The organism is Streptomyces roseirectus (assembly GCF_014489635.1).
GTDB classification, from domain to species: domain Bacteria; phylum Actinomycetota; class Actinomycetes; order Streptomycetales; family Streptomycetaceae; genus Streptomyces; species Streptomyces roseirectus.
Genome location: NZ_CP060828.1, coordinates 985,011 through 1,009,911 on the forward strand (window position 1 = coordinate 985,011; position 24,901 = coordinate 1,009,911).

At 72.3% G+C, this 24,901-nt stretch carries 22 protein-coding genes; 12 read left to right on the forward strand and 10 right to left on the reverse strand.

Annotation, left to right across the window (positions count from 1 at the left end; genetic code table 11):
- Nucleotides 1-96 precede the first annotated feature (96 nt).
- Both IAG44_RS03880 and IAG44_RS03885 read right to left on the reverse strand, forming a co-directional pair.
- A complete protein-coding gene (locus IAG44_RS03880; RefSeq protein ID WP_246561438.1) occupies nucleotides 97-1,062 on the reverse strand; it encodes an NAD-dependent epimerase/dehydratase family protein in 966 nt (321 codons plus the stop codon).
- Nucleotides 1,063-1,140: 78 nt separating this feature from the next.
- A complete protein-coding gene (locus IAG44_RS03885; protein WP_187745727.1) occupies nucleotides 1,141-1,911 on the reverse strand; it encodes an SDR family NAD(P)-dependent oxidoreductase in 771 nt (256 codons plus the stop codon).
- Between the two features lie 105 nt (nucleotides 1,912-2,016).
- Between IAG44_RS03885 and IAG44_RS03890 the strand changes: the two genes are divergently transcribed.
- Nucleotides 2,017-2,667 carry a TetR/AcrR family transcriptional regulator gene (locus IAG44_RS03890; RefSeq protein WP_187745728.1) on the forward strand — a complete coding sequence of 217 codons (651 nt, stop codon included), beginning with the start codon at nucleotides 2,017-2,019 and terminating at the stop codon, nucleotides 2,665-2,667.
- Here the strand turns inward: IAG44_RS03890 and IAG44_RS03895 are convergent.
- From IAG44_RS03895 to IAG44_RS03915, 5 genes are all read right to left on the reverse strand, one after another.
- Nucleotides 2,612-3,172, reverse strand: coding sequence for a CGNR zinc finger domain-containing protein (locus IAG44_RS03895; RefSeq protein ID WP_187745729.1), 561 nt, complete (start codon nucleotides 3,170-3,172; stop codon nucleotides 2,612-2,614). The two genes, IAG44_RS03890 and IAG44_RS03895, sit on opposite strands and share 56 nt — an antisense overlap.
- 49 nt (nucleotides 3,173-3,221) lie before the next feature.
- On the reverse strand, nucleotides 3,222-3,395 hold the full coding sequence (locus IAG44_RS03900) for a hypothetical protein (protein WP_187745730.1): 174 nt from the start codon (nucleotides 3,393-3,395) through the stop codon (nucleotides 3,222-3,224).
- A 46-nt stretch (nucleotides 3,396-3,441) separates the two neighbouring features.
- Nucleotides 3,442-4,485: an alpha/beta fold hydrolase gene (locus IAG44_RS03905; RefSeq protein WP_187745731.1), complete on the reverse strand. Its 1,044-nt coding sequence runs from the start codon at nucleotides 4,483-4,485 to the stop codon at nucleotides 3,442-3,444.
- A gap of 137 nt (nucleotides 4,486-4,622) precedes the next feature.
- Entirely contained in the window at nucleotides 4,623-4,835 is a 213-nt protein-coding gene (locus IAG44_RS03910; RefSeq protein ID WP_187745732.1) for a Rossmann-fold NAD(P)-binding domain-containing protein, read from the reverse strand.
- A 112-nt stretch (nucleotides 4,836-4,947) separates the two neighbouring features.
- The gene (locus IAG44_RS03915) at nucleotides 4,948-5,919 is read right to left on the reverse strand and encodes a zinc-binding dehydrogenase (protein ID WP_223006863.1); all 972 of its coding nucleotides are present in this window, start codon (nucleotides 5,917-5,919) and stop codon (nucleotides 4,948-4,950) included.
- Nucleotides 5,920-6,248: 329 nt separating this feature from the next.
- Between IAG44_RS03915 and IAG44_RS03920 the strand changes: the two genes are divergently transcribed.
- Complete coding sequence (locus IAG44_RS03920) at nucleotides 6,249-6,842, forward strand: TetR/AcrR family transcriptional regulator (RefSeq protein ID WP_246561440.1); 594 nt, start codon at nucleotides 6,249-6,251, stop codon at nucleotides 6,840-6,842.
- Nucleotides 6,843-7,252: 410 nt separating this feature from the next.
- Here the strand turns inward: IAG44_RS03920 and IAG44_RS44690 are convergent, their stop codons facing one another.
- The gene (locus tag IAG44_RS44690) at nucleotides 7,253-9,121 is read right to left on the reverse strand and encodes an FAD-dependent oxidoreductase (RefSeq protein ID WP_425508418.1); all 1,869 of its coding nucleotides are present in this window, start codon (nucleotides 9,119-9,121) and stop codon (nucleotides 7,253-7,255) included.
- A gap of 272 nt (nucleotides 9,122-9,393) precedes the next feature.
- Between IAG44_RS44690 and IAG44_RS03930 the strand changes: the two genes are divergently transcribed.
- From IAG44_RS03930 to carB, 10 genes are all read left to right on the forward strand, one after another.
- A complete protein-coding gene (locus tag IAG44_RS03930) occupies nucleotides 9,394-10,389 on the forward strand; it encodes an SGNH/GDSL hydrolase family protein (RefSeq protein WP_187745733.1) in 996 nt (331 codons plus the stop codon).
- Between the two features lie 132 nt (nucleotides 10,390-10,521).
- Nucleotides 10,522-13,122, forward strand: a complete 2,601-nt coding sequence (locus IAG44_RS43210) for an iron-containing redox enzyme family protein (protein WP_246561442.1) — start codon at nucleotides 10,522-10,524, stop codon at nucleotides 13,120-13,122.
- Between the two features lie 57 nt (nucleotides 13,123-13,179).
- Entirely contained in the window at nucleotides 13,180-15,018 is a 1,839-nt protein-coding gene (locus IAG44_RS03940) for a carbamoyltransferase family protein (RefSeq protein ID WP_187745734.1), read from the forward strand.
- Between the two features lie 61 nt (nucleotides 15,019-15,079).
- The gene (locus IAG44_RS03945; protein ID WP_187745735.1) at nucleotides 15,080-15,226 is read left to right on the forward strand and encodes a hypothetical protein; all 147 of its coding nucleotides are present in this window, start codon (nucleotides 15,080-15,082) and stop codon (nucleotides 15,224-15,226) included.
- A gap of 43 nt (nucleotides 15,227-15,269) precedes the next feature.
- Nucleotides 15,270-16,232, forward strand: coding sequence for a TauD/TfdA family dioxygenase (locus IAG44_RS03950; protein ID WP_246561444.1), 963 nt, complete (start codon nucleotides 15,270-15,272; stop codon nucleotides 16,230-16,232).
- Between the two features lie 54 nt (nucleotides 16,233-16,286).
- On the forward strand, nucleotides 16,287-17,540 hold the full coding sequence (locus IAG44_RS03955; RefSeq protein ID WP_187745736.1) for an ATP-grasp domain-containing protein: 1,254 nt from the start codon (nucleotides 16,287-16,289) through the stop codon (nucleotides 17,538-17,540).
- 86 nt (nucleotides 17,541-17,626) lie between these two features.
- Nucleotides 17,627-17,902, forward strand: coding sequence for a hypothetical protein (locus IAG44_RS03960; protein ID WP_187745737.1), 276 nt, complete (start codon nucleotides 17,627-17,629; stop codon nucleotides 17,900-17,902).
- Nucleotides 17,899-19,149: an ATP-grasp domain-containing protein gene (locus IAG44_RS03965; RefSeq protein ID WP_187745738.1), complete on the forward strand. Its 1,251-nt coding sequence runs from the start codon at nucleotides 17,899-17,901 to the stop codon at nucleotides 19,147-19,149. The genes IAG44_RS03960 and IAG44_RS03965 overlap by 4 nt, the downstream gene beginning before the upstream one ends.
- Complete coding sequence (gene carA / locus IAG44_RS03970; RefSeq protein ID WP_187745739.1) at nucleotides 19,131-20,273, forward strand: glutamine-hydrolyzing carbamoyl-phosphate synthase small subunit; 1,143 nt, start codon at nucleotides 19,131-19,133, stop codon at nucleotides 20,271-20,273. Before IAG44_RS03965 ends, carA begins: the two co-directional genes overlap by 19 nt.
- Nucleotides 20,266-23,640, forward strand: coding sequence for a carbamoyl-phosphate synthase large subunit (gene carB / locus IAG44_RS03975; protein WP_187745740.1), 3,375 nt, complete (start codon nucleotides 20,266-20,268; stop codon nucleotides 23,638-23,640). The genes carA and carB overlap by 8 nt, the downstream gene beginning before the upstream one ends.
- Here carB and IAG44_RS03980 read toward each other — a convergent pair.
- The gene (locus IAG44_RS03980) at nucleotides 23,562-24,209 is read right to left on the reverse strand and encodes a LysE family translocator (protein ID WP_187745741.1); all 648 of its coding nucleotides are present in this window, start codon (nucleotides 24,207-24,209) and stop codon (nucleotides 23,562-23,564) included. The genes carB and IAG44_RS03980 overlap by 79 nt on opposite strands.
- Entirely contained in the window at nucleotides 24,202-24,792 is a 591-nt protein-coding gene (locus tag IAG44_RS03985) for a DinB family protein (protein ID WP_187745742.1), read from the reverse strand. The genes IAG44_RS03980 and IAG44_RS03985 overlap by 8 nt, the downstream gene beginning before the upstream one ends.
- Nucleotides 24,793-24,901 lie beyond the last annotated feature (109 nt).

The following is a 24,901-nucleotide window of genomic DNA, read 5'->3' on the forward strand; positions in this document are numbered from 1 at the left end:
CTCGTTCCACCATCAGGGTTCTTCAGACTACCCCGCTGACCTGGCCTTTTCCGAAGGGAACCGTAAAGATCCGACCCTCTTTCACCATCCGGCGTCTCACACGGCCAGCGCCCGCGCCACCTTCAGCTCCCCGTTCCCGATCAGCCACCGCACCGATTCGAGCACGGCCTCCTCCGGCTCGTACCGGGGCGCGTACCCGAGGACCGTCCGCGCCTTCTCGACGCTGAAGCACTGACTGCGGTGCAGGTGCTCCCAGCTCACGGCGGCCAGCTCCGGCGTGGTCGCGCGCCGGAACTCCGCCCAGCTCACCGTCTCCAGCGACGCCTCCTGCCCGAACCACCGGGCGACCTCGTGGGCGAAGCCGCGCACGTTCAGCGCGGTCGGCGCCACGACGACGAAGTCCTCCCCGGCCGCCGCGTCCCGCCGGGCGATCGCCTGCTCGAAGGCGTGCGCGACGTCGTCGGCGTGCACGTGGTGCATCAACTCCGTACCGATGCCCGGGACTTGGAGCGGCTGTCCGGCGGAGAGCCGGTACCAGACCTCGGGGTCGTGACTGCCCAGCGGCCCGATCGGCTGCCAGCCGGGGCCGACGATGTGCCCGGGGTGCAGGGACGTCGTCACGACTCCCCCGGCCGCGGTCTCCTCCTTCAACATCCGCGCGATGAGGTCCTTCTGGACGCCGTACTCGCCGACCGGCGCGGTGCCGGTCTCCTCGGTGACCGGCACCTTGCGGCTGGGCCCGTAGCGCCAGATGGACCCGCAGTGCAGCAGATGCCCGACCCCGCCCCTGAGCCGGTCGAGGAGCGCGGTGGCCGACTCCAGGGTGAAGCAGATGAGGTCGACGACGACGTCCGCGCCCAACTCGGCGATCCGGCCGGGGAATTCGGGCGCCTCCCGGTCCGCGACGACCTGCCGCACCTCGGCCCACTCGGGCGCGTCCGCGTACGCGGCCCGCTCTCCCCGGCTGACGTTCACCACCTCGTACCCGGCCCGGACCAGCCGGGGGACGAGGTAGGTGCCGATGTGTCCACTGCCACCGATGACGACGACTCGCATGCTCATGGGCCAACGGTAGAACTCCCGTCCCTCACCGGGGTGATGGCGGGGTGGCAACTCAAGGGAGCGTCACCCGCCCACCGTTCACCCCGCGACCACCGCGACCCCGGTCCGCCCGCCGTCCACGTCGACGACGGTCCCGTGCACGAACCGCGCCTCCTCGCTCGCCAGCCACACGGCGGCGTGCGCGACGGCGTCGGGGGTGCCGACGGTCCCGGCCGGGGTGCCGTTCATCATCACCTCGCCGGGGTGCGGGTCGGTCCCCTCGGGGCTGGGCGGGAGGATGACGCCCGGCGAGACGGCGTTGACCCGCACGCCGCTGGGTCCGAACTCCGCCGCCCACGCCCGGGTCAGCGTCTCCAGCGCGCCCTTCGTCGAGCTGTAGAGCGCCCCGCCGGGGACTCCGAGGCGGGCGATCCAGGAGCCGAGGTTGACGATCGCGCCGCCGCCCGCCGCCACCATCCCCGGCACGACGGCCGCCGTGAGGAAGAACGGCGCCTTGACGTTGACCCCGTACACCCGGTCGAATGTCTTCTCGTCGGTGCCGGCGGTCCTCGGCGCCGGGTAGACGCCCGCGTTGTTGACGAGGACGTCGATCCGCCCGCCCAGCGCCTGCCGGGCACGGTCGGCGAGTCGCCGGGACGCCTCGGGGCTGCCGTCGAGGTCCGCCGCGACGAAGTCGGCCCGGCCGCCGGACGCGCGGATCCCCGCGACGACCTCGGCGCCGCGTGCCTCGTCCCGTCCGGACACGACGACGTGGGCGCCCTCCGCCGCGAACGCCTCGGCGATCGCCCGGCCGATGTTACTGGTCGAACCGGTGATGAGGGCGGTCTTGTCGCGCAGTCGTTCGGTCATGGTCGGTGCTCCTTCGCTGAAGCTGATGCGGTGACGTTCACGGTGCCGCCGGGAAAATGGACCGGCAAGTCCAGTCGACCGCAGGCCGGCCGTAGGCTCGTCGGCATGAGAGACGCGCTCACTCCCAAGGGCCGGGCGACCCGGGACCGGATCGTCGCCGGGGCGGCCGAGGTGCTGCGGGAACAGGGGGTCGCCTTCACGACGCTGGACGACGTCCGGGGCCGGACCGGGACCAGCAAGAGCCAGCTCTTCCACTACTTTCCGGGCGGGAAGGACGAACTCCTGCTGGCGGTGGCCCGGTTCGAGGCGGGGCGGGTGCTGGAGGACCAGCAGCCGTACCTCGGGCGGCTCGACTCGTGGGAGGCGTGGGCGAGTTGGCGGGACGTGGTGGTGGAGCGGTACGAACTCCAGGGCGACCACTGCCCGTTGGGCGCGCTCTTCCTTCAGGTGGGCCGGGACCGGCCGGGGTCACGGGCGATCGTGGTGGAGCTGATGCGCCGGTGGCAGGAGCACCTGGCGCGCGGGGTACGGGCGTTGCAGACGGGCGGCCTGGTGGCGGCGGACCTGGACGCGGAGCGGACGGCGGCGGCGCTGCTGGCGGGCGTGCAGGGCGGGGTGGCGATCCTGATGGCGACCGGCGACTCGGCCCACCTCAGGGCCGCGCTCGACACGGGCATCGAGCACCTGCGCCGGGCGGCGGTCAACCCGCCTTCGCGGGAACCGACTTCTTGCGTGCCCGGTACGCCGCCGCCTTGATCTTGTTGCCGCAGGACTCCATGCCGCACCACTGCCGGCGCGTCCCGCGCGAGCGGTCGACGTAGGTGCGGGTGCACTCGGGGTTGCCGCACTCCTTGAGGAGCGGGACGTCGGGGCCACTGAGCAGTTCGACCGCCTCGCGGGCCACCAGCGAGAGCGCTTCTCGCGGGGTCCCCTGGGTCCAGCGGCCCGAGGGGGTGAGCTGGGGCACGGCGGCGGGGGTGCGGGCGGCGTTGTTGAGGACCGTCAGCGCCGAGCCGTCGTACGGTTCGCCCAGCCGGCGGGCGGTGACCAGGCGGTAGATCGCCTCGCGCACCTCCTTCGCCTCCTCGACGTCGGCGTCCTGGCCCGGGGAGACGGCGTCGACGATGCCGGACTCCACGTACCAGGCGGTCAGCCGGTCCGGCGTCACGAACATCTCGAAGCGGGCCGAGCGGCGGGCTCTGAGGGTCGCGGCGAAGTCGAGCGCCGGGTTTCCGCAGACGAAGACGTGGTCGAGGTTCACGTCACCATTCTGTACGGTGACCGTGCGGATCGGCAAGGTTCCGCGCGGTTCACAGGCCGAGGTCGAGGGCGAGGCAGGCGAGGGTGGTGCGGTCCTGCTCGTGGGCGAACCGCGAGGGGTCGAGCGGGGTGGCGGGCTTCTCCTCGACCAGGTCGTCGTAGCGGATCCGCTCGGGCAGGGTGCCGAAGCGGGCGCGGCGGGCGTGGGTCGCGTCGTCTTCCATGGCCGCGTTCCTCTCACGTCACTTGTCTGACGGGTTACGGGGTGTTCTACCGGAGGTGGTCCGCGTCGACGACCGCCTGGGCGAAGGCGTCCGGGGCCTCCTGGGGCAGGTTGTGGCCGACGCCGGTGAGGGTGCGGTGTGCGTAGGGGCCGGTGAACCGGTCGCGGTAGGACGCGCCGTCGCCGGGGGCGGTGAACGGGTCGAGCGCGGGGTCGAGGGTGATCGTGGGGACGCCGATCGTCGGGCGGGTGGCGAGGCGTCGCTCCAGGGCGTCGTAGCGGCGTTCGCCGTCGGCGAGGCTCAGGCGCCAGCGGTAGTTGTGCAGGACGATCGCCGGGTGGTCGGGGTTGTCGAAGGCGGTGGCCGCGCGGTCGAAGGTCGCGTCGTCGAAGTCCCACGTCGGCGACGTCTCCGCCCATGTCAGCCGGGCCAGGTCACGCCTGAACTCCCGGTCGTTCATGGCGAGTTCGCCGCGTTCGGTGGCGAAGTAGAACTGGTACCACCAGGAGTGCTCGGCCTTCGCCGTCAACGGCTCGAGGTTGGCGGCCCTGTTGGTCACGAGGTATCCGGTCACCGACACCAGCGCCTTGCACCGCTCGGGCCACAGCGCGGCGACGATGTCGGCGGTCCGCGCGCCCCAGTCGAACCCGGCGAGCACCGCGCGCTCGATCTTCAGCGCGTCCATCAGCGCGAGGAGGTCGCGGGCGATCGCCGCCTGCTGTCCGTTGCGGAAGGTCCGGCCGGACAGGAACCGCGTCGTCCCGTAACCCCGCAGGTACGGCACGATCACCCGGTACCCCTCCGCCTCGAGCAGCGGGGCGGCCTCGACGTAGCTGTGGATGTCGTACGGCCACCCGTGCAGGCAGATGACCACCGGCCCGTGCGCGGGCCCCAGCTCGACGTACCCGACGTCGAGCAGCCCGGCCCGCACCTGCTTGACCTGCGGAAACCCGGCGTCCGAGGAGCGCGCGGCCGACACGGGCGCGGCCTCCCGCGTCCCGGCCGACGCCACTCCCGCCCCGGCCCCGCTCAGCGGAACCCCCGCGGCCCCCGCCCCCAGCACCTTGTTGAACACACGCCTGTCGATCACGTGAAGCCCCCTTCGTTCCCGGGTCGTTGACACACGAACATCGTCACCTGTTTAACCGGTGACGTCAACAGGGCGCAGCAAACGGCCGGTTCCGCACGGCGCGAAACCGTGCGGAACCGGCCTGGCGAGGGGGCGATTCAGTCGAGCGGGACGCCCGTGCGCCGCTCCAGCTCCCGCAGCAGACCGGCCTGGAACCGTTCCTCCAGGGCCGCCGGATGCGGCGTCCGCGTCCGCCGGTGGTACCGGTACCCGCCGGTGCGCGGTGTGACGTCGGGCGTCGTGGCGAGCCACACCTGCGTCTCGTGCCCGGCCAGCGGTCGGCGCAGGCCATCACGAGGGTGGTGAGCCACAGCTTCGTGTCGTCGCAGGACACCGGGCCGCCGCCCGCGAGCTGGGCGGGGTCGCGGACGTGGCCGACGACGTCATGTCCGCCGGCGGCGCCGGTGACCAGGGTCAGCGCCATTAGACGGTGAGCAGGACCTTGGTGGCGCGGCGTTCGTCCATCGCCTTGCAGCCCTCGGCGGCCTGGTCCAGGGGCAGGGTGAGGTCGGGGAGGAAGCGGCGGACCGGGGCGGGGCCGCCGAGGGCGTGGATGCCGGCGAAGAAGAGCTGGATGCCGGGGATGGAGACGTCGTGGTTGTCGCCGACGTAGCCGAGGTGGCCGCCGCCCCGGGTGGCGCCGACGGCCTGCATGAACGACTCCTGCGTGCCGACGGCCTCGATCACCGAGTGCGCGCCGAGCCCGCCGGTGAGTTCCTTGACCCTCTCGACGCCCGCGTCGCCGCGTTCCTCGACGATGTCGGTGGCCCCGTAGTAGCGGGCCAGCTCCTGGCGCTCGGGGTAGCGGGACATCGCGATGATCTTCTCGGCGCCCAGTCGCCTCGCCGCGAGGACCGCCATCAGGCCGACCGCGCCGTCCCCGACGACCGCGACGGTCTTGCCGGGGCCCGCCTCGGCGGCGACGGCGGCGAACCAGCCGGTACCGAGGACGTCGGAGGCGGCCAGCAGCGCGGGGACCAGCTCGGGGTCGGGCTGCCCCGGGGTGGCGACCAGGGTGCCGTCGGCCAGCGGGATGCGGGCCTTCTCGCCCTGGGTGCCGATGCCGCCGTGCACGAACTCGGCGTGCACGCACTTCGACTGGAAGCCGGCCCGGCAGATCTCGCAGGTGTTGTCGGAGATGACGAACGACCCGACGACGAAGTCCCCGGGCTTCACGGTCGTCACCGCGTCGCCGACCTCCTCGACGACGCCGACGTACTCGTGGCCCATGAGTGTGCCGTCGGCGGGCTCGATGCCCCGGTAGGGCCACAGGTCCGACCCGCAGATGCAGGTCGCGGTCAGCCGGACGATCGCGTCGGTGGGATCGACGATCTTCGGGTCGTCACGCTCCTCGACCCGGACGTCACCAGCCTTGTGCATCACTACTCCGCGCATGACCCGACTCTCCTCGTTCTGTGTGCCTTGCGGTGCGGGCGGGGCGGGAAACCCCACTTGTGGGGGGTACTGGCAGTACAGGCTGGGGTGCAGGACGTTGACGCGGATGCCGCGGGCGGCGAGTCCGACGGGCCAGACGCGGGCGTAAGCGCCCAGTGGCTCGATGACGGGGTCGGCGAGGTCGCCCGCGTCGCCCTGTACGCCGGTCGCGGCGCGGGCGATCTCGGCCACCGCGTCGTCGAGCCTGTCCTTGTGCCGTCCGGTGATGAAGACGTGCGCGCCTTCCTCATGAACCGGATGATGTATCCGCCGGGCTGTAGCGTAACCAGATGACCCATCCGGTTATGCTGGCCCTCATGACCACCGCACCGATGCGCAAGGACGCCGCCCGCAACTGGCAGCGGATCGCCGAGGTGGGGCGGCGGCTCGTGGACGAGGGCAGCCCTCTCCACCTCAACGAGGTCGCCCGGCTCGCGTCCGTCGGGGTCGCCACCGTCTACCGGCACTTCCCTACGCCGGAGGCCCTGATGGAGGCGGTGGCGACGCCCGGCCTCGAAGCGCTGGTCACCCGCGCGGAACAGGCCCTCGCCGAGGACGACGTCTGGCGCGCCCTCACCGGCTTCCTCCACTCGACCATGGACGCGCAGCTCACCGACCCCTCCATCACCGCCGTCCGCTCCGCCCCCCGCAACGTCCTCCCCCACACCACCGAACTCACCACCACCCTCGACACCCTCGCCGCGCACCTCCTCACCCGCGCCCACACCGCCGGCATCGTCCGCGAGGAGATCACCTGGGAAGACCTCCGCCCCCTCATGTGCGGCATCGCCTACGCGGCCAACATCCACACGGAGGACCAACAGGAACGCCTGGAATCCGGCCGCCGCTACCTGGCGGTGACGATCCGGGGGATGCGGCCCTGAGACAACGGCACCGGTGACCGTGGCCGCTGAGGCTGCCCGGCTCCCGCCCGCAGGTCGCCGCTTTCCTGGCCGGCGCGCCCCGCGTGAATCGCCTGGCACACGCCGGATCCGGCATGGTGTCCCGCCGAGTGGTGCGGCGATGCGGGGCCGTTGCCCCCCGCCCGGAACCGGAGCGGCGCCCGCCGGCCCGCCCGGCCACGGCGTGGTCTGCTCACCGGCACCAGCGCCCCGACGCGCCGACATCGACCCAGCGGGCCGGCCCGCGGAGTCACCGGCACCACGCCGGTACACCACCCAACGGGACGTGACCGGATCCGGACCCCGCGACGGCACCGGCGCCACCCACCCGACCTACGCCGCCCCCTCGCCATCGCGGAGTCACCGCAGGCCTCCCGACAGCACCGAACACCTCACCACCAGCCACCTCTCCAGCAACGGCCCCAACCATCGACCGCCCCGGCTCCCGGCTCCCGGCTCCCGGCTCCCGGCTCCCGGCTCCCGGCTCCCGGCTCCCGGCTCCCGGCTCCCGGCTCCCGGCTCCCGGCTCCCGGCTCCCGGCTCCCGGCTCCCGGCTCCCGGCTCCCGGCTCCCGGCTCCCGGCTCCCGGCTCCCGGCTCCCGGCCAAGCATGCCCCACCGACACGCCACCCTCCACCCCCGGTCCCCGGCCCCGGATCCCGGTCCTAGGCGAAGCGTGCGATATCCCCCTCCCAAGCCAGGAGTTCCGCCAGGGTGTCGTCCCCCGGGCGGGTTTTGGCGGTGGGGCGGCTGGTTGGGGTCGTGGGCTGGGGGGGCTCGGGAGAGGGCAGCGCTTGTTGCGGTGTTGTGTTCGACTCGGGGGCGGCGGAGGGCTTCGTAGTGGGCGAGGGCGGAGGTGAGGTCGGGGAGGTCGCGGAGGGATTTCGCGAGGACGACGGCGTCTTCGAGGGCCATGGAGGCGCCTTGGCCGGTGGCGGGGGCGGCGGCGTGGGCGGCGTCGCCGAGGAGGAGGGTGCGGGGGGTGCGCCAGGGCATGGCGAGGGGGAGTTCGGTGGCGTTGGTGACCATGAGGTGGTCGTGGGTGGCGGCGACGATCGCGGGGGCGGGGGTGGCGTCCCCGACCCCGCTCCTGACCCCAGCCCCGACCCCGCTCCCGGCCTCAACCCCGACCCCGCTCCCGGCCTCAACCCCGGCTCCAGCCCCGTTCCCGGCCCCGGCCCCGGCCCCGGCCCCGACCTCGACCCCGGCCCCGGCCCCGCTCCCGTTCCCAGCCCCAGCCCCAGCCCCAGCCCCAGCCCCAGCCCCGACTTCGCTCCCGCTCCCGGCCCCAGCCCCGCTCCCGGCCCCATACCCGGCCCCGCCCCCACTCCCGTTCCCAGTCCCAGCCCCAGCCCCGACCTCGCTCCCGCTCCCGGCCCCATACCCGGCCCCGGCCCCGCCCCCACTCCCGTTCCCAGCCCCAGCCCCGCTCCCGCTCGCGGCCCCAGCCCTGGCTCCAGCCCCGTTCCCGGTCCCGGCCCCAGCCCCGCTCCCGGCCCCAGCCCCGTCCCCGGCCCCGGCCCCGGTCAGGAGTGGGGCTAGGTGGGCTCGCCAAGTGGCCGGGGTGCCTGAGCTGATTGCCTGCGGCGTGAGGGCGGGGGCGGTGACGCGGGCGAACCAGTAGGTTTCGCCGTCCGGTGAGCAGGCGAAGCCGAAGGCCGCGCGGCCGCCGCGGATCATGGTGAAGCAGTCGGTGGGGGCGGACGGGGGGATGCCCTTGGTGCAGCCGTAGAAGACGTGCTGGCCGGCGTAGCGCGGGGCGGCGCCGGGGGCGACCGTGCGGCGGACGGTGGAGCCGAGGCCGTCCGCGCCGATGAGGAGGTCACCGGTGGCGGTGGTGCCGTCGGCGAAGTGGGCGGTGACACCGTCGGGTTGTTCCGACACGGACGTCAACCGGGCGCCGTACGTGAGCCGCAGGCCACGCCGCAGCGCCTCCGACTGGAGCGCGGCGTTGAGTTCGCCCCGTCTGAGGCACCGGAAGTTCAGCGCGGGGTCGCCCATCGGGACGTGCGCGGCCTCCTCGCCGGTGTGTTCCAGCACCCGGATCGTCCGCAGCGGGAACCCGATCGCGGTGACGGCGTCCAGCGCGTCGATCTCCCGCAGCGCCCGCATCCCGTTACTGGCCAGCGTGAGGAACGCCCCGCTGTCCTCCGCCGACTCGGGACGCGCCTCGAACACCTCGACGTCCAGCCCCGCCTTGGCCAGGGCCAGCGCCGCCGCCGTCCCCGCGATCCCGCCGCCGACGACCAGTACCCGCGTCACGCTCCACACTCCACTCGTCCTCGGGTGAACTGCCTTCGCGCGTCGATGGTTTCACGGCGCGAACCACCCCGGGAACCCGTTTCGCCCCTTTTTCCGGCGCTTTGCTCGCCCTGCAGGAAACCGCACTACACCTTCTCGCTCCTGACACCCGATTGATCCACTGCCGGGGCGCTGAGAGGCTTCCCATGCCTCGAAAAGGGCCGCGATAAAGAGAGAAACACGTGAACTCCCTCCATTCGAAAGGCAGCCCTGTGTCGACCACGCAGCGGGAAATGCTGACTCCACAGATGTTGCGCTACGACGATTTCGACGACCGGGCGGAAACCCGGTATCTGCCGTACCTGATGTATTTCCACCGGGCCAATTACCGTTCGGACACGATCAACACGGACCGGCTCGGATTCCGGATGTCGGTCGGCAACGGCACGCAGGCGTCCGTCGACAACCTGCCGAAGGGCCCGGTGCGGCTGCTGGCCGGCAGCTCCACGCCGTTCGGGATCGGGGCGACGAGCGACGCGACGACGATGGCGTCCCGCCTGTGGTCGCGGTACGCGCCCTCGTTGCCGTGGCTCAACTTCGCCGGGCGCAGCCACAATTCGATGCAGGAGCTGCTGCTGTTCCTGACGCACCGGCACCTGCTGCCGGAGATCGACGAGATCGTCGTCTTCTCCGGTCTCAACGACCTCGCGCTGAGCCGGCTGCCCGACGCGCAGCGCGGCGCGCACGGCGCGTTCTTCAACTGCGGTGAGTACTTCGAGCAGATGGAGGAACTGCGGGCCCGGCACCGCAAGCAGAAGCGCGGCTTCGGACGCCGGCCCGGCGGCCCGGCGCAGGGCGAGGGCCACGTCGTGCCACCGCTCGCGGACCGGATCGCCTACGCCGTCGACCTGACCTCCCAGCACCTCGCCTCGCTGCAACTGCTGGCGGCGCCGACCGGGGCGCGGATCACCTACGTGCTCCAGCCGCTGGCGACGTGGGTGCGCGAGACCGGCTCGGCGCAGGAGCGGGCGGTCTTCGGCGAGCTGGACGAGGTCTCCAACTTCTGGGAGCTGTACGGCGACATCGCCACGATCGCCACCGGGCGCCGGTACGCCGCCGCGCTGGAGCAGGCGTGCAAGGCGCAGGACGTGCGCTTCCTCGACCTGAGCCCGGTCGTCGCGCAGGAGGTGACGGACCGCGACTGGCTGTACGTGGACCGCGCGCACTTCACGGACCACGGCACGGAGATCGTCAGCCGGCTGCTCGCCGACTCCCTCGCCCTGTCCTGACCGCCCACTCCCCTACCAGGAAGGTGACTTCACTCATGTCGTTCGTCCGCAGGATCCTGGCGAAGCTCTTCGGGCGCAAGAAGAAGGCCCAGAGCGACGCGTCGATCTACCCCATGTTCTGAGAGGGAGACGATGCAGACCCGAGAGGCGCCCGCACGGGCGGTGTACGCGTACGCCGCCGACCCGGAGGCGTCCGTCCCCACCGGGGGCTTCCTCCACGACATCCACGCCGAACTGCGCCGGCACACGGCCGACGGCGCGCCCCGCGCGCTCGCCGGGACGGCCGGCGCGTGGGCGGACGCCGAGCGCGCGCGGTTTCGTGCGCTGCTCGCGCCCGACGCGCCCGAGGGGCACCGCGACGAACTCGTGCGGCGGGCCGTGCTCGGCTGCGCGCCGCTGTCCCTGGCGTCCGGGGCGTGGCTGCAGTGGCTCAGCGCGCCCGGCAACGCGGAGGAGCCGGTGGTGCTGCGGATCCTCGCGCTGTACGCGTCCGACGTGGGCGTGGGGCATCCCGAGGCGTCCCGTGGCAGCGCGTTCCTCGCACTGCTGCGGCGGCTGCGGCTCGCGGAGAACGCGGTGCCGACGGCGCGGCTGACCACCGATCCCCGGGTCCCCGAAGGGGCGTTCGCCCTGCCGGCGCTGCTGCTCGCGATGAGCAGGCGGCCGGACGAGTTCCGGGGCGAACTCCTCGGCGCGGACCTCTGTCTGCGCGCGGTGGGGCTGCTGCCGGCCCTCGCGATGGTCCGCGACGCGCTGCCGACGTCCGCCGACTGGGCCTCCGTCGACCCGTCCCTGCCCCGGGGGCCCGAGGACGCGCCGCCCCTCGAACGGTGCCTCACCGCCGTCGACGAACTGCTGGCCCTTGAGGGCGAGCGCGCACGGCTCGCGGTGCGGGCGGGATTCGGCTGGACGCTGGGCGCACTGCGCGCCTGGTCCGACACCCTCCACACGGAGCTGGTCGCGGCAGCCGACCCCGCGTACGCCATGGCCGAGCTGATGCGGGCCCGCGCCCGCGAAGGCGCCGTCTACCACCACGGCTTCCTCCTCGAAGGCCGCCCCCTCGCCGCCTGGCTCGCCGACGCCCGCACCGACCCCGCGCCCCTCCTCGACCTCCTCGCCGCCAGCAAACTCATCAAACCCGGCCGCTCACAGGCAAGCCCCCTGGTCCGCGGCCTGATCAGCGAACGCGGCCCCATGTTCCGCGTCTTCTCCCCCGAGGACCTGGCCGTCATCCGCCGCTGGATCGACTCCCTGCCACCGCGTCCTGTGGGGGGCCGGGGCGGCAAGGCGAGAGGGGAGGGAGAGACACAGAACCGCCGCACGGCGACCGGGACCTCCTCCGGGGCCGGGACGGACGCCCTGCCGACGGCCTCACCCGAAGCCGCCGCGCCCAGGGCGACAACCGGCACCGCGACGGCCGGCGTCACAGCGCGCGTCCAACCCGCCGAAGCCGCCACACCCGGGGCAGCCGCGGGCGCCGGAGTGGCCGGAGGCGAGCCACGCATCCAGCCCGCCGGGGACGAGGCGCACGCCGACCCTGCCGGGGGCAAGGCGGAGCCCCGGCCTGCCGAAGGCCGGCCGCAACCCGACCCCGCCGAAGGCGAGGCACACGCCCAGCCCGGCGAAGGCGCGGCACGCGTCACCCCCGCCGGGGGCGAGGTGCGCGCCCGGTCTGTCGGAGGCGGCGCGGGCAGCTCGCCCGCCTCCACCTCCGCCTACACCTCCGCCAAGGACGGCACCGGCACCCCGTCCGGCTCGTCCCCCAAGTCCATGCCCACCCCCGACACCCCCCGCCTCCTCGCCCGCGTCGCCACCGGCCTCCGGGCCGGGCATCCCGATCCGGGGCGGGCGCCCGCTGATATCCGGGACGCCTATCACCTGCTGATGCGCCGTACCGACACCCCCGCGCTGCGGGAGTGGGCGATGGAGTACGTCGCCGGGTGGCTGGCGAGGTCGCGGTACGGGATGGGGAAGAGCGGGGGGCCGTTGCCGGGGAGGTGGGGGCGGGAGGGGCTGCGGCCGTGGTTGCAGGCGCAGCACGACCGGCACGGGGCGGAGTTCGCGCAGAACGCGGCGGTGCCGTTGCCGTCGCGGGAGGCGGTGGTGGACGACACCGTGCAGACGGCGCCGTTGACGCTGATCGACGGGAGTTGGCTGCAGGGGTTCACGGATTATGAGCAGGCGTCGTCGGCTATCGGGCATTCCTTGTTCGAGACGTATTGGGACGAGTTGGGGAATGGTGAGCCGCCGCTCAATCATCCGTTGATCTACCGCGAGGTCCTGAAAGAGATGGACGTCGATCTCCCGCCCACGAATTCGCCGGAGTTCGCGCGCTGGCCCGGTTTCCGGGACGAGTCGTTCGAACTGCCCGTGTACTGGCTGTGCGTGGGCCGCTTCCCGCAGACGTTCCTGCCGGAGGTGCTGGGCCTGAACCTGGCGATGGAGCTGTCGGGCGTGGGCGGCACGTACCGCAGGGCGCGCCTCGCGCTGAAGGAGTACGGCTTCAGCACCCGTTTCGTGGACATCCACAACACGATCGACAACGTCGCCACCGGCCACTCCGCGTGGGCGGCCGACGCCGTGGACACCCTGCTGGCCGCGCTGCCCGAGGCGCCGGGCCCCGGCAACCGGGCGGAGACCTGGGACCGGGTGCGCACGGGATACCGCTCGCTGAACCCGCCGAGCGGCGTCGGCGCACGGCTCATGGCCCGCCTCGCCGGGCGCCGCAGGTGAAGAACACACACGCATCCGGTCACCGGACAGGTGACCCGACCCGACGGAGGAACCCCGGTGCCTGAGCGGATCATCGGCGTATCGGCCTTCTACCACGACAGCGCGGCAGCGCTGGTCATCGACGGCGTGCCCGTCGCGGCGGCGCAGGAGGAGCGCTTCAGCCGGCGCCGCCACGACTCGGCGTTCCCCTCCCGCGCGGTCGAGTACTGCCTGGACGAGGCGGGCCTGAGCCTGGACGACATCTCGGCCGTCGCCTACTACGAGGACCCGAGCCTGAAGTTCCGCCGGGTGCTGGCGACCTTCGCGGGCGCCGCCCCCACCGGCTGGCCGTCCTTCCGCGACACCCTGCCGGCGTGGCTCGGCAGCGGCGGCAAGCTGCGCACCGCCGACACGGTGCGCAGGGAGTTCGCGAAGCTGGGCCGGGGCAGGGTGCCCGAGCTGTCGGTGCGCCGCCACCACGAGTCGCACGCGGTGTCCGCGTTCTACCCGAGCCCGTTCGAGTCGGCGGCGGTGCTGTGCATCGACGGCGTCGGCGAGTGGGCGACGACGACGCTGTGGCACGGCCGGGGCAACGAGCTGCGTCCGGTGGCCGAACTGCGCTTCCCGCACTCGCTGGGCCTGCTGTACTCGGCGTTCACCTACTTCTGCGGCTTCAAGGTGGACTCCGGCGAGTACAAGCTGATGGGTCTCGCGCCCTACGGCAAGCCCCGGTACGCGAACCTGATCCGCGAGCAGCTGATCGACCTGAAGGCGGACGGTTCGTTCCGGCTGAACATGCGCTACTTCGAATACCTGCGCGGCCAGGTGATGACCGGCCGGGGCTTCGAGAAGCTGTTCGGCGGCCCCAGGCGCACCCCCGAAAGTCCGCTCACGGAGCGGGAGTTCGACCTCGCGTCCTCCGTGCAGGCGGTGACGGAGGAGGTCGTGCTGCGGCTGGCGCGCACCGCACGGGAGCGCACCGGGGAGTCCCGGCTGTGCCTGGCGGGCGGGGTCGCGCTGAACTGCGTCGCCAACGGCAAGGTGATCGACGCCGGGGTCTTCGACGAGGTGTGGATCCAGCCGGCCGCCGGTGACGCCGGGGGCGCGCTGGGCGCGGCGCAGGCCGTGGCGATGGAGCGCGGCGCGCGGCGCACGCACCTCGCGACGGGCCGGGACGCGATGAGCGGTTCGCTGCTCGGGCCCGGCTACGACGACGCGGAGATCGCCCGGTACCTGGAGACCCACGGCATCCCGCACCGGCGCCTGGACCAGACGGCGCTGGCGGGGGCGGTCGCGGACGGGCTGGCCGAGGGGAAGATCGTCGGCTGGTTCCAGGGGCGGATGGAGTTCGGGCCGAGGGCGCTCGGGGCGCGCTCGATCATCGGGGACCCGCGCAACCCCGAGATGCAGTCGGCGATGAACCTGAAGATCAAGTTCCGGGAGTCGTTCCGCCCGTTCGCACCGGCCGTCCTGGAGGAGGACGCGAAGGACTACTTCGACCTGCCGCAGTCCAGCCCGTACATGCTGGTCGTCTCGCAGGTCGCGGCGGCCCAGCGCACGGAGGCGGCGGACACCGGCGCGAGCGGCCTGGACCTGCTGAAGGTGCGGCGCTCGACGATCCCGGCGGTCACGCACGTCGACCACTCGGCGCGCGTGCAGACGGTGACCGAGCACAGCAACGCCGACTTCCACCGGCTGCTGACGGCGTTCAAGGAGCGCACGGGCTGCCCGGTGCTGGTCAACACGTCGTTCAACGTGCGCGGCGAGCCCATCGTGAACACCCCGCACGACGCCTACACCTGCTTCATGCGGACCAACATCGACATGCTGGCGCTCGGCAACTTCCTGCTGGTCAAGGACGAGCAGCCCGCCTGGTCCGAGGCGTCCGACTGGCGCGACGAGATCCCCCTCGACTGACCCGCCACCGGCTCACCACCACCCCGCCCACGCAGCGCACCGCACACAGAACGGAACACCCATGCGCACCTTCCTGCTCCTGCTCCTGTACTGCCTGGTCGTCACGCCGGTCGGGCTGGTGAGCCGGCTCGTCGCCGACCCCATGACCCGGCGCACCGACCGGGGCGACACCTACTGGATCCCCTCCGACCCGTCACCGGCCCGCTGAGCGGCGTGCGATGGCGCACCCCCTGATCTGAACGGAGACATTGATGACATCGGTGCCCAGCCTGCTCCAGTTCACCCGGTGCCGCGTCGAGGACAGCGTCCGCGACCTGCTGGGCAAGGAGATCTCCGCGCGGGTCGCGGAGACCGACCTGGAGTCGGACCTCGACGACGCGATCCTCGCCGGGATCGGCGCGCACGCCCTGCGCCGCCATCTGCCCGGGGACATCCTGCACCGCGTCCAGGTGTTCACGGCCACCGGCTCCCACGCGCTGCTGCTGTCCAACCTGCCCGCGCAGCAGTTCCCGCCCACCCCGGTCAGCGGTTTCGGCGACGAGGCCGAACTCGCCGTCACCAACGCGATCCACCTGGGCCTGATCCGCCTCCTGGAGTGCACGCCGTTCGCGGTGCGCTTCGAGAACGACGGCCGGCTCATCCGCAACGTCGTGCCGAACCCGGCGGCGTCGGGGACCACGAGTTCCTGGGGCGCGGACTCGGAGTTCTTCTGGCACACGGACAACCCGCACCAGCCGTTCGCGCCGCCCGGCTCGGACCCCCGCCTCTACACGCCGCCGTACCTGACGTTCTACGCGGTGCGCAACGAGGAGCGGGTGCCCACCGAGGTCGCCGCGCTGGACGACGTCGTCGTCCGGCTCGACGCCCGGACCCGGCTCGGGCTGATGGCCCCCGACTTCGTGGTGGGCGCGCCGGACTCCAACGACGGCGAGGCCACCCGTTCGCTGTCCGGGGCGCCGGTCCTGGAGACCGGCCCTGACGGCCGGCACCGGGCGCGCTACGACCGGGGCACGACCAGCGGGCGCACCCCGGAGGCGCAGAAGACGCTGGACGACTGGTCCGCCGTCCTGGGCACGATCCCGGCGGCCGAACTCGTCCTGGACACCGGGGACTTCCTCATCTTCGACAACTACCGGGTGCTGCACCGCCGCAAGGCGTTCACGCCCCGGCCCGCGACGACGGCGCGCTGGCTGCGCCGCTGCTACGCCTCCTGACGGCCGTCGCGCACCTCACCCACACCACACTCTCGTCCCACCGAAGGGAACGTCATGGGCAAGTACCGCGTGGCCGTCATCGGCGGCCGGCCCGCGCCGGTCAGCGGCGCCAAGGAGCTGGGCATCGACGTCGTCCTCGTCCACGAGGAGGGCTCGTACGACCCGGCCGTGGCCGAGCACTGCGAGCGCATCCTGCACGCCCCCCTCACCGACGGCCAGGCCATCCTGGACGTGCTGAAGCCGCTGCACGACGAGCGGCCCTTCGACCGCGTCCTGACGACGACGGAACCGGCGGCGGAGTCGACCGGCTTCGTCGTGGACGCGCTCGGCCTGCCCGGGGTCACCGAGGCGACCGCCCGCGCCCTCAAGGACAAGGCGCTCACCCGGCAACTGCTGCACGAGCACGGGCTGAGCCCCGTCCGCTACCGGATGGTGGAGAGCGCCGCCGACATCGAGGCGTTCCGCGCCGAGACCGAGGAACCGATCATCGTCAAGCCGGTCGACGGGGTGGCGAGCCTGCACATCCACCTCGTGCGCGGCCCCGAGGACGTCGAGCCGGCGTGGCGGGCGCTGACGGAGGCGGGCGTCACCTCGGTGATCGCGGAGGAGTACCTGGAGGGTCCCGTCGTCAGCGTCGACTCGTTCTCGCACGAGGGCCGGCACCTGACGATCGGGTACTCCGAGTACCGGATGAACGACCGGTACGTGGAGTGGGAGGTCAGCACGCCGAGCCGGTACGCCCTGCCGTGGCTGGCCGAACTGCGCGAGCTGACGCCGAAGTTCCTGGACGCGGTGGGCCTGACCGAGGGTCCCTCGCACAGCGAGTTCGTGCTCACCCCGCGCGGCCCGCGCGTCCTGGAGTCGCACGCCCGCCTCGCCGGCAGCGGCGCCCCCGAACTCGTCCGCCGCGCGTTCGGCCTGAACCTCAACCGGATGTTTTTGACCGTGCCGCTCGGCATCGACGAGCTGCCGCAGACCTCGCCGGAGCCGCTGGGCGGGGCGGCGGTGCGGTTCTTCACGCCGGAGCCGGGCACGATCGGCGCGATCGAGGTCCCGGAGGGCGTCGCGGACGAGGTCCGGCAGGTGCCGGCGGGCGAGACGCCGCTCGTGTTCCTGCCCTACCTCGACGAGTTCATGGACACCGACGTCGCCGTCGTCATCGGCAAGAGCCCCGGTGACACCGTGCCGCCGCTGCTGACCGTCGCCGACTGCGTCTCCGGGTACGTCATCGCCTCCGGGCGTGACGCGGACGACGCCGTCGCCAAGTGCGACGCCGTCAACGAGCGGATCCGGTTCCGGACGAGCTGACGGCACCCCCCGCTGTGTCCCGCCGGGCGGCTCCGTGCCGCCCGGCCCCTCGTCCGCACCCCCGTCCACTTGGGAGGGAAGCACCCGTGAAGACGTTCACTTCCACGGCCCCGCCACCGGGCGCCCAGGGCCGGCCCGTCGAGCACCTGAACCTCGTCCGGCGTCTCGTCGAGGAGCAGTACACCGGCGAGGAACCCCTCACCCGGGCCGCGCTCCACCTCATCGACTGCGCCCGCGACATCGTGGCCCAGCTCCCGGCGGGCGACCTCGACGCCGCCCGCCACGCCCTCGGCTCGGCGCGCGCCGCCGTCGTCTCCGCGACCTGCGCGGTCGGCATGGTCCACGACAAGGAGCGGGCATGAGCGGCCACGTCCTCGTCGTCCACCGCTGGCGCGACCGGTACGCCCACTACGAGGACTACCTCGACCACCGCGCCCACCGCGTCACCTACGTGACGACCCCGCTGGGCCTGCCGTCCGTGCCCGGCGGCGCGGCGGACGTCCGGGTCGTGCCGGCCACCGACGACCCGCACGCCGTGTGGGACGCCGTCGGTGAACTCGGCGCCCGCTTCGGCACCCCGGAGCGGGTCGTCGCCCTCAACGAGGGCGATCTCGACACGGCCGCGCTGGTGCGCGAACGCCTCGGCTGCGCGGGCCAGCGCCCCGACGAACTGGCCCGCTTCCGCGACAAGCTCGTCATGAACCGCGTCGTGCGGGACGGCGGTCTGCCGCTGCCGGCGTTCGCCGACGCCCCCGACGAGGCGGCCGTCCTGGCGTTCGCCGAGCGGGAGGGCTGGCCGGTGGTGGTCAAGCCGCGCCGGGGCACCGCCAGCCGGGGCGTCGTCCGCCTCGACGGCCCCGCCGACCTGCCCCTGCTGCACACCCTCCCGCCGGAGCCGCGCCTGGTGCAGCGCTACTGCCCCGACGCGATCGTCCACATCGACGGCCTGTGGACGGGCACCGCGCTCGGCCCGTGGCGCGCCTCCCGGTACGTCAACACGTGCGTCGACTTCGCCGAGGGCGTGACCCTGGGCTCCGTCGAGATCGACGACGGTGAACTCCTCGCCGCGCTGGGCGAGTTCACCGCCCGCGCGGCCGGCGCGCTGAGCGATGAGCCCTGGGTGTTCCACATGGAGGCGTTCGTCGGCACCGCGTCCGACGGCTCCCCCGAGATCCGCTTCCTGGAGGCCGGCTACCGGGCCGGCGGGGCGGAGATCCCGTTCGTGTGGCGCGAGGTGCACGGCATCGACCTGATGCGCGCGGCGATGGACGTCCAGCTCGGCCGCCGGCCCGCCCTGCCCGTGCCCGAGGAGTGGCGCACGGCCGGCTGGCTCCTCGTCCCCTCCCCCGTCCCGGCGCCCTGCCGGGTCACCTCCTTCGAGCCGCCGAGCCCGCAGGACGGCCCCTACGCGTCCGTGATCCCCGCCGTCGGGCAGGTCATCCCGCGCGCGGGCGGCTACGAGCACATCGGCGCCCGCTTCCGCTTCCGGGGCGCCACCAGCGCGGACGTCGAGAAGGCCGTCCTGCGCACCGCCGCCCGCTTCCGCATGGAGTGCGTCCCCACCACGGCCCCCGGGCCTGGCCGAGTGGTGTGCGGGCTGGACCGGTGACGCCCGCGCTCCTCGTCCTGGAGGACGGCCGCCTCTTCCCCGGCCGCGCGTTCGGCGCCGTCGGGCAGACCTTCGGCGAGGCGGTCTTCTCCACGGGCATGACCGGCTATCAGGAGACCCTGACCGATCCGTCGTACGACCGTCAGATCGTGGTGGCGACCGCGCCGCAGATCGGGAACACGGGCTGGAACGACGAGGACGACGAGTCGGCGCGGATCTGGGTCGCCGGCTACGTCGTCCGCGACCCGGCACGGGTGCCCTCCAACTGGCGGTCCCGGCGGTCGCTGGACGCGGAACTCGTCGCCCAGGGCGTCGTGGGGATCGCCGGGGTCGACACCCGTGCGCTGACCCGGCACCTGCGCGAGCGGGGTGCCATGCGCGCCGGGATCTTCTCCGGGTCCTTCGGCCCGGCCGCCGAGTTGGTGGCCCTGGTGCGGGCGCAGGCGCCGATGACGGGCGCGTCGCTGTACGAGGAGGTGACGGCCGAGGAGGCGTACGTCGTCCCCGCGATCGGCGAGAAGCGGTTCACCGTCGCGGCGATCGACCTCGGCATCAAGGGCATGACGCCGCACCGGATGGCCGAGCGGGGCATCGAGGTGCACGTCCTGCCCGCGACGGCGACCGCTTCCGACGTGTACGCCGTCGCCCCCGACGGCGTCTTCTTCTCCAACGGTCCCGGTGACCCGGCGACCGCCGACGGACCCGTCGCGCTCATGCGTGAAGTCCTGCGCAGGGGAACCCCGTTGTTCGGGATCTGCTTCGGTCACCAGATCCTGGGGCGCGCGCTCGGGTTCGGGACGTACAAGCTGAAGTACGGGCACCGGGGCATCAACCAGCCCGTGCGGGACCGCACGACCGGCAAGGTCGAAGTGACCGCCCACAACCACGGGTTCGCGGTCGACGCGCCGCTCGACAAGGTCACGGAGACGGAGTTCGGGCGGGCCGAGGTCTCCCACGTCTGTCTCAACGACGGTGTGGTGGAGGGGCTTCGGCTGCTGGACCGGCCGGCGTTCTCCGTGCAGTACCACCCCGAGGCGGCGGCGGGGCCGCACGACGCCGCGTATCTCTTCGACCGCTTCACCTCTTCGATGAGTACCGCTCTGTTGGAGGGCCAGCGTGCCTAAGCGCACCGATATCCAGTCCGTCCTGGTCATCGGCTCCGGCCCGATCGTCATCGGCCAGGCCGCCGAGTTCGACTACTCCGGCACGCAGGCGTGCCGGGTGCTGAAGTCCGAGGGCCTGCGGGTGATCCTCGTCAACTCGAACCCGGCGACGATCATGACCGACCCGGAGATCGCCGACGCGACCTACGTCGAGCCGATCACCCCCGAGTTCGTCGAGAAGATCATCGCCAAGGAGCGCCCCGACGCCCTGCTCCCCACCCTCGGCGGGCAGACGGCCCTCAACACGGCCATCTCCCTCGCCGAGAGCGGGGTGTTGGACCAGTACGGGGTCGAGCTGATCGGCGCGAACGTGGCCGCGATCCACAAGGGCGAGGACCGGGAACGGTTCAAGGCCGTCGTGGAGGCGGTCCGCGCGAAGATCGGGCACGGGGAGTCGGCCCGGTCGGTGATCTGCCACTCCATGGACGATGTCCTCGCGGGCGTGGACACCCTCGGCGGCTATCCGGTCGTGGTGCGGCCGTCGTTCACGATGGGCGGCGCCGGGTCCGGGTTCGCCCACGACGAGGCCGAGTTGAGGCGTATCGCGGGGCAGGGGTTGACGCTGTCGCCGACGACCGAGGTGCTGCTGGAGGAGTCGATCCTGGGGTGGAAGGAGTACGAGCTGGAGCTGATGCGCGACAAGCACGACAACGTCGTGGTCGTGTGCTCCATCGAGAACTTCGACCCGATGGGCGTGCACACCGGTGACTCGATCACCGTCGCGCCGTCGATGACCCTCACCGACCGCGAGTACCAGATCCTCCGCGACATCGGGATCGCCGTGATCCGTGAGGTCGGGGTGGACACCGGGGGCTGCAACATCCAGTTCGCGGTGAATCCCTCGGACGGCAGGGTCATCGTGATCGAGATGAACCCGCGTGTGTCGCGGTCGTCGGCGCTGGCCTCGAAGGCGACGGGGTTCCCGATCGCGAAGATCGCGGCGAAACTGGCCGTCGGGTACACGCTGGACGAGATTCCGAACGACATAACTCAGGAAACTCCGGCGTCCTTTGAACCGACGCTCGATTATGTCGTGGTGAAGGCGCCTCGGTTCGCGTTCGAGAAGTTCCCGCAGGCGGACTCGACGCTGACGACGACGATGAAGTCCGTCGGCGAGGCGATGGCGATCGGGCGGAACTTCACGGAGGCGTTGCAGAAGGCGCTGCGTTCGCTGGAGAAGAAGGGGAGTCAATTCACGTTCGTCGGGCCCGTGGGTGACAAGGCCGAGTTGCTGGCCGCGTCCGTGCGGCCGACGGACGGGCGGATCAACCTGGTGATGCAGGCGATCCGCGCGGGGGCGACGCCGGAGGAGGTCTTCTACGCCACCAGGATCGACCCCTGGTTCGTCGACCAACTCTTCCTGATCAAGGAGACCGCCGATGAGTTGGCTCAAGCCCCCGAGCTGACACACGAGTTGCTGGCCGGCGCGAAGCGGCACGGTTTCTCCGACGCGCAGATCGGTGAGATCCGGGGGCTGCGTGAGGACGTCGTGCGCGAGGTGCGGCACGCGCTGGGAGTGCGGCCGGTCTACAAGACCGTCGACACCTGCGCGGCGGAGTTCGCGGCGAAGACGCCGTACTTCTACTCGTCCTACGACGAGGAGACGGAGGTGGCCCTTAGGGAAAAACCGGCCGTCATCATCCTCGGCTCGGGGCCCAACCGCATCGGTCAGGGCATCGAGTTCGACTACTCGTGTGTGCACGCGTCCTTCGCGCTGTCGGAGGCCGGGTACGAGACGGTGATGGTCAACTGCAACCCGGAGACGGTGTCGACGGACTACGACACCTCGGACCGGCTGTACTTCGAGCCGTTGACGCTGGAGGACGTGCTGGAGATCGTCCACGCGGAGAGGCTGGCGGGTCCGGTCGCGGGTGTGGTCGTGCAGCTCGGCGGGCAGACCCCGCTGGGGCTGGCGCAGGCGCTGAAGGACAACGGCGTTCCTATCGTCGGTACTTCACCCGAGGCGATTCATCTGGCGGAGGACCGGGGCGCGTTCGGGCAAGTGTTGGCGGAAGCCGGGTTGCCCGCGCCGAAACACGGCACGGCCACGACCTTCGCGGGGGCGAAGGCGATCGCGGACGAGATCGGCTACCCCGTCCTCGTGCGGCCGTCCTACGTGCTGGGCGGGCGTGGGATGGAGATCGTGTACGACCAGGCGCGGCTGGAGTCGTACATCGCGGAGTCGACGGAGATCAGTCCGTCGCGTCCGGTGCTGGTGGACCGGTTCCTGGACGACGCGATCGAGATCGACGTGGATGCCCTGTACGACGGGCGGGAGCTGTATCTGGGCGGGGTGATGGAGCACATCGAGGAGGCCGGGATCCATTCCGGGGACTCGGCGTGTGCGCTGCCGCCGATCACGCTGGGCGGGCACGACGTGAAGCGTCTGCGTGCCTCGACCGAGGCCATCGCGCGCGGGGTGGGGGTGCGGGGTCTGATCAACATCCAGTTCGCGATGGCCGGGGACATCCTCTACGTCCTGGAGGCCAACCCGCGCGCCTCGCGCACCGTCCCCTTCACCTCCAAGGCCACCGCCGTCCCCCTGGCCAAGGCCGCCGCCCGCATCTCGCTCGGCGCGACCATCGCCGACCTCCGCGCGGAGGGTCTGCTGCCGGCGCGGGGGGACGGGGGTGAACTGCCCATGGACGCGCCGATCTCGGTGAAGGAGGCGGTGATGCCGTGGTCGCGGTTCCGTGACATCCACGGGCGCGGTGTCGACACCGTCCTGGGCCCGGAGATGCGCTCGACGGGCGAGGTCATGGGTATCGACTCCGTCTTCGGCACCGCCTACGCGAAGTCGCAGGCCGGGGCTTATGGGCCGTTGCCGACGAAGGGGCGGGCGTTCATCTCGGTCGCCAACCGTGACAAGCGCTCGATGATCTTCCCGGCGCGTGAGCTGGTCGCGCACGGCTTCGAACTCCTCGCGACCTCCGGCACCGCCGAAGTCCTCAAGCGCAACGGCCTGAACGCGACCGTGGTGCGCAAGCAGTCCGAGGGCACCGGCCCGGCCGGGGAGAAGACGATCGTCCAGCTCATCCACGACGGTGAGGTCGACCTGATCGTCAACACCCCCTACGGGACCGGAGGCCGCCTGGACGGCTACGAGATCCGTACCGCGGCCGTGGCGCGCAGTGTGCCGTGCCTGACCACCGTCCAGGCCCTCGCCGCCGCCGTCCAGGGCATCGACGCACTCAACCACGGCGGCGTCGGCGTGCGCTCACTCCAGGAACACGCTCAGCGGCTGGCCGGTCAGTTCGGGGCGCTGGGGGCGGAGGTGTCGATGGCGAGGGTGACGGCGAGGGTGCCGAGTGCCGCGCCCATGACGTAGCGCTGGACCTTGAGCCAGGCGGGGCGGCGGGCGAGGAAGCCGGAGATGGAGCCGGCGGCGAGCACGATGGACAGGTTGACCGTGAGGGCGACGGCGATCTGGACGGAGCCGAGCAGGATGCCCTGGAGGAGGACGTTGCCGTCGTCGGGGTTGACGAACTGGGGGATCAGCGAGAGGTACATGATGGCGATCTTGGGGTTGAGCAGGTTGGTGACCAGGCCCATCGTGAACAGCTTGCGCGGGGTGTCCGGCGGTATCTCCTGGGGGGCGAAGACGGAGATGCCGCCGGGCTTCAGCGCGGTCCAGGCGAGGTAGCCGAGGTAGAGGGCGCCGGCGAGTTTCACCGCGACGTACAGCTCGGGGACCGCGATGAACACGACGGAGAGGCCGAGGTTGGTGATGATCAGGTAGACCAGGAAGCCGACGGCGACGCCGCCCAGGGATATGACGCCGGCGCGGCGCCCTTGGGTGATGCTCCGGGAGACCAGGTAGATCATGTTCGGTCCCGGGGTGAGCACCATGCCCAGCGCCACCAGGGCGACGCCGATGATGCCGCTCGTCTCAACCATGTCCGTCCTCGTTGTTCTGTGGGTGTGCCGTCGCCGTGGCCGTGCGCGCGTCGGGCGCGCGGATGCCGCGCCTGGCGTCGTGGAGGCTGTGGCGGATGTCGTGCAGGAGGTGGCGTGTGAGCACGCCGAGGGTGAGTCTCAGGTCGGGGAGGCGGGGGTCCTCGCGCTCCCAGTCGTCGGCGGTGAGGGCCGTGAGGCGGTCGGCGAGGGCCGTGGCGGCGCGGCCGAGTTCGCCCGCTACCTGTCGGGCGTCCTCGTCGCAATAGCGTGTGGGGGAGTTTGTCACCTCGGAACTCGGTGCAATGTTCCGGGGTTCGCCGAGCATTGTGTCGAGTTGGCGGCGGAAGAGGAGGCACATGTCGCGGACGTGGCAGCCGTGTTCCAGGACGGTCCAGGCGGGGGTGCCCGCGCAGGAGCGGGTGACGTCGGGGCCCGCCAGGACGTGCTGCCAGTCGGTGGTGGTGTCCCGTAGCAGGTCAGGGGCGGTGTGCCGGTCGCAGGTCGCGGGGTCGAAGGCGCAGCGGGGGCAGGCGGGCGGGGTGCGTGGGGGGCGGTTCTGTGAGGTGTGCGCTATGACGTTCACCGTGCTGTGACCGCCTTCCGTGTGGGGGGTGGCGTGCCGCCCTGGCGCCTGATTGCTCGTCGTGCCGGGTTGCCTCGGGGCGGGCTCGGGCCGATGGTGAGTGTATGTC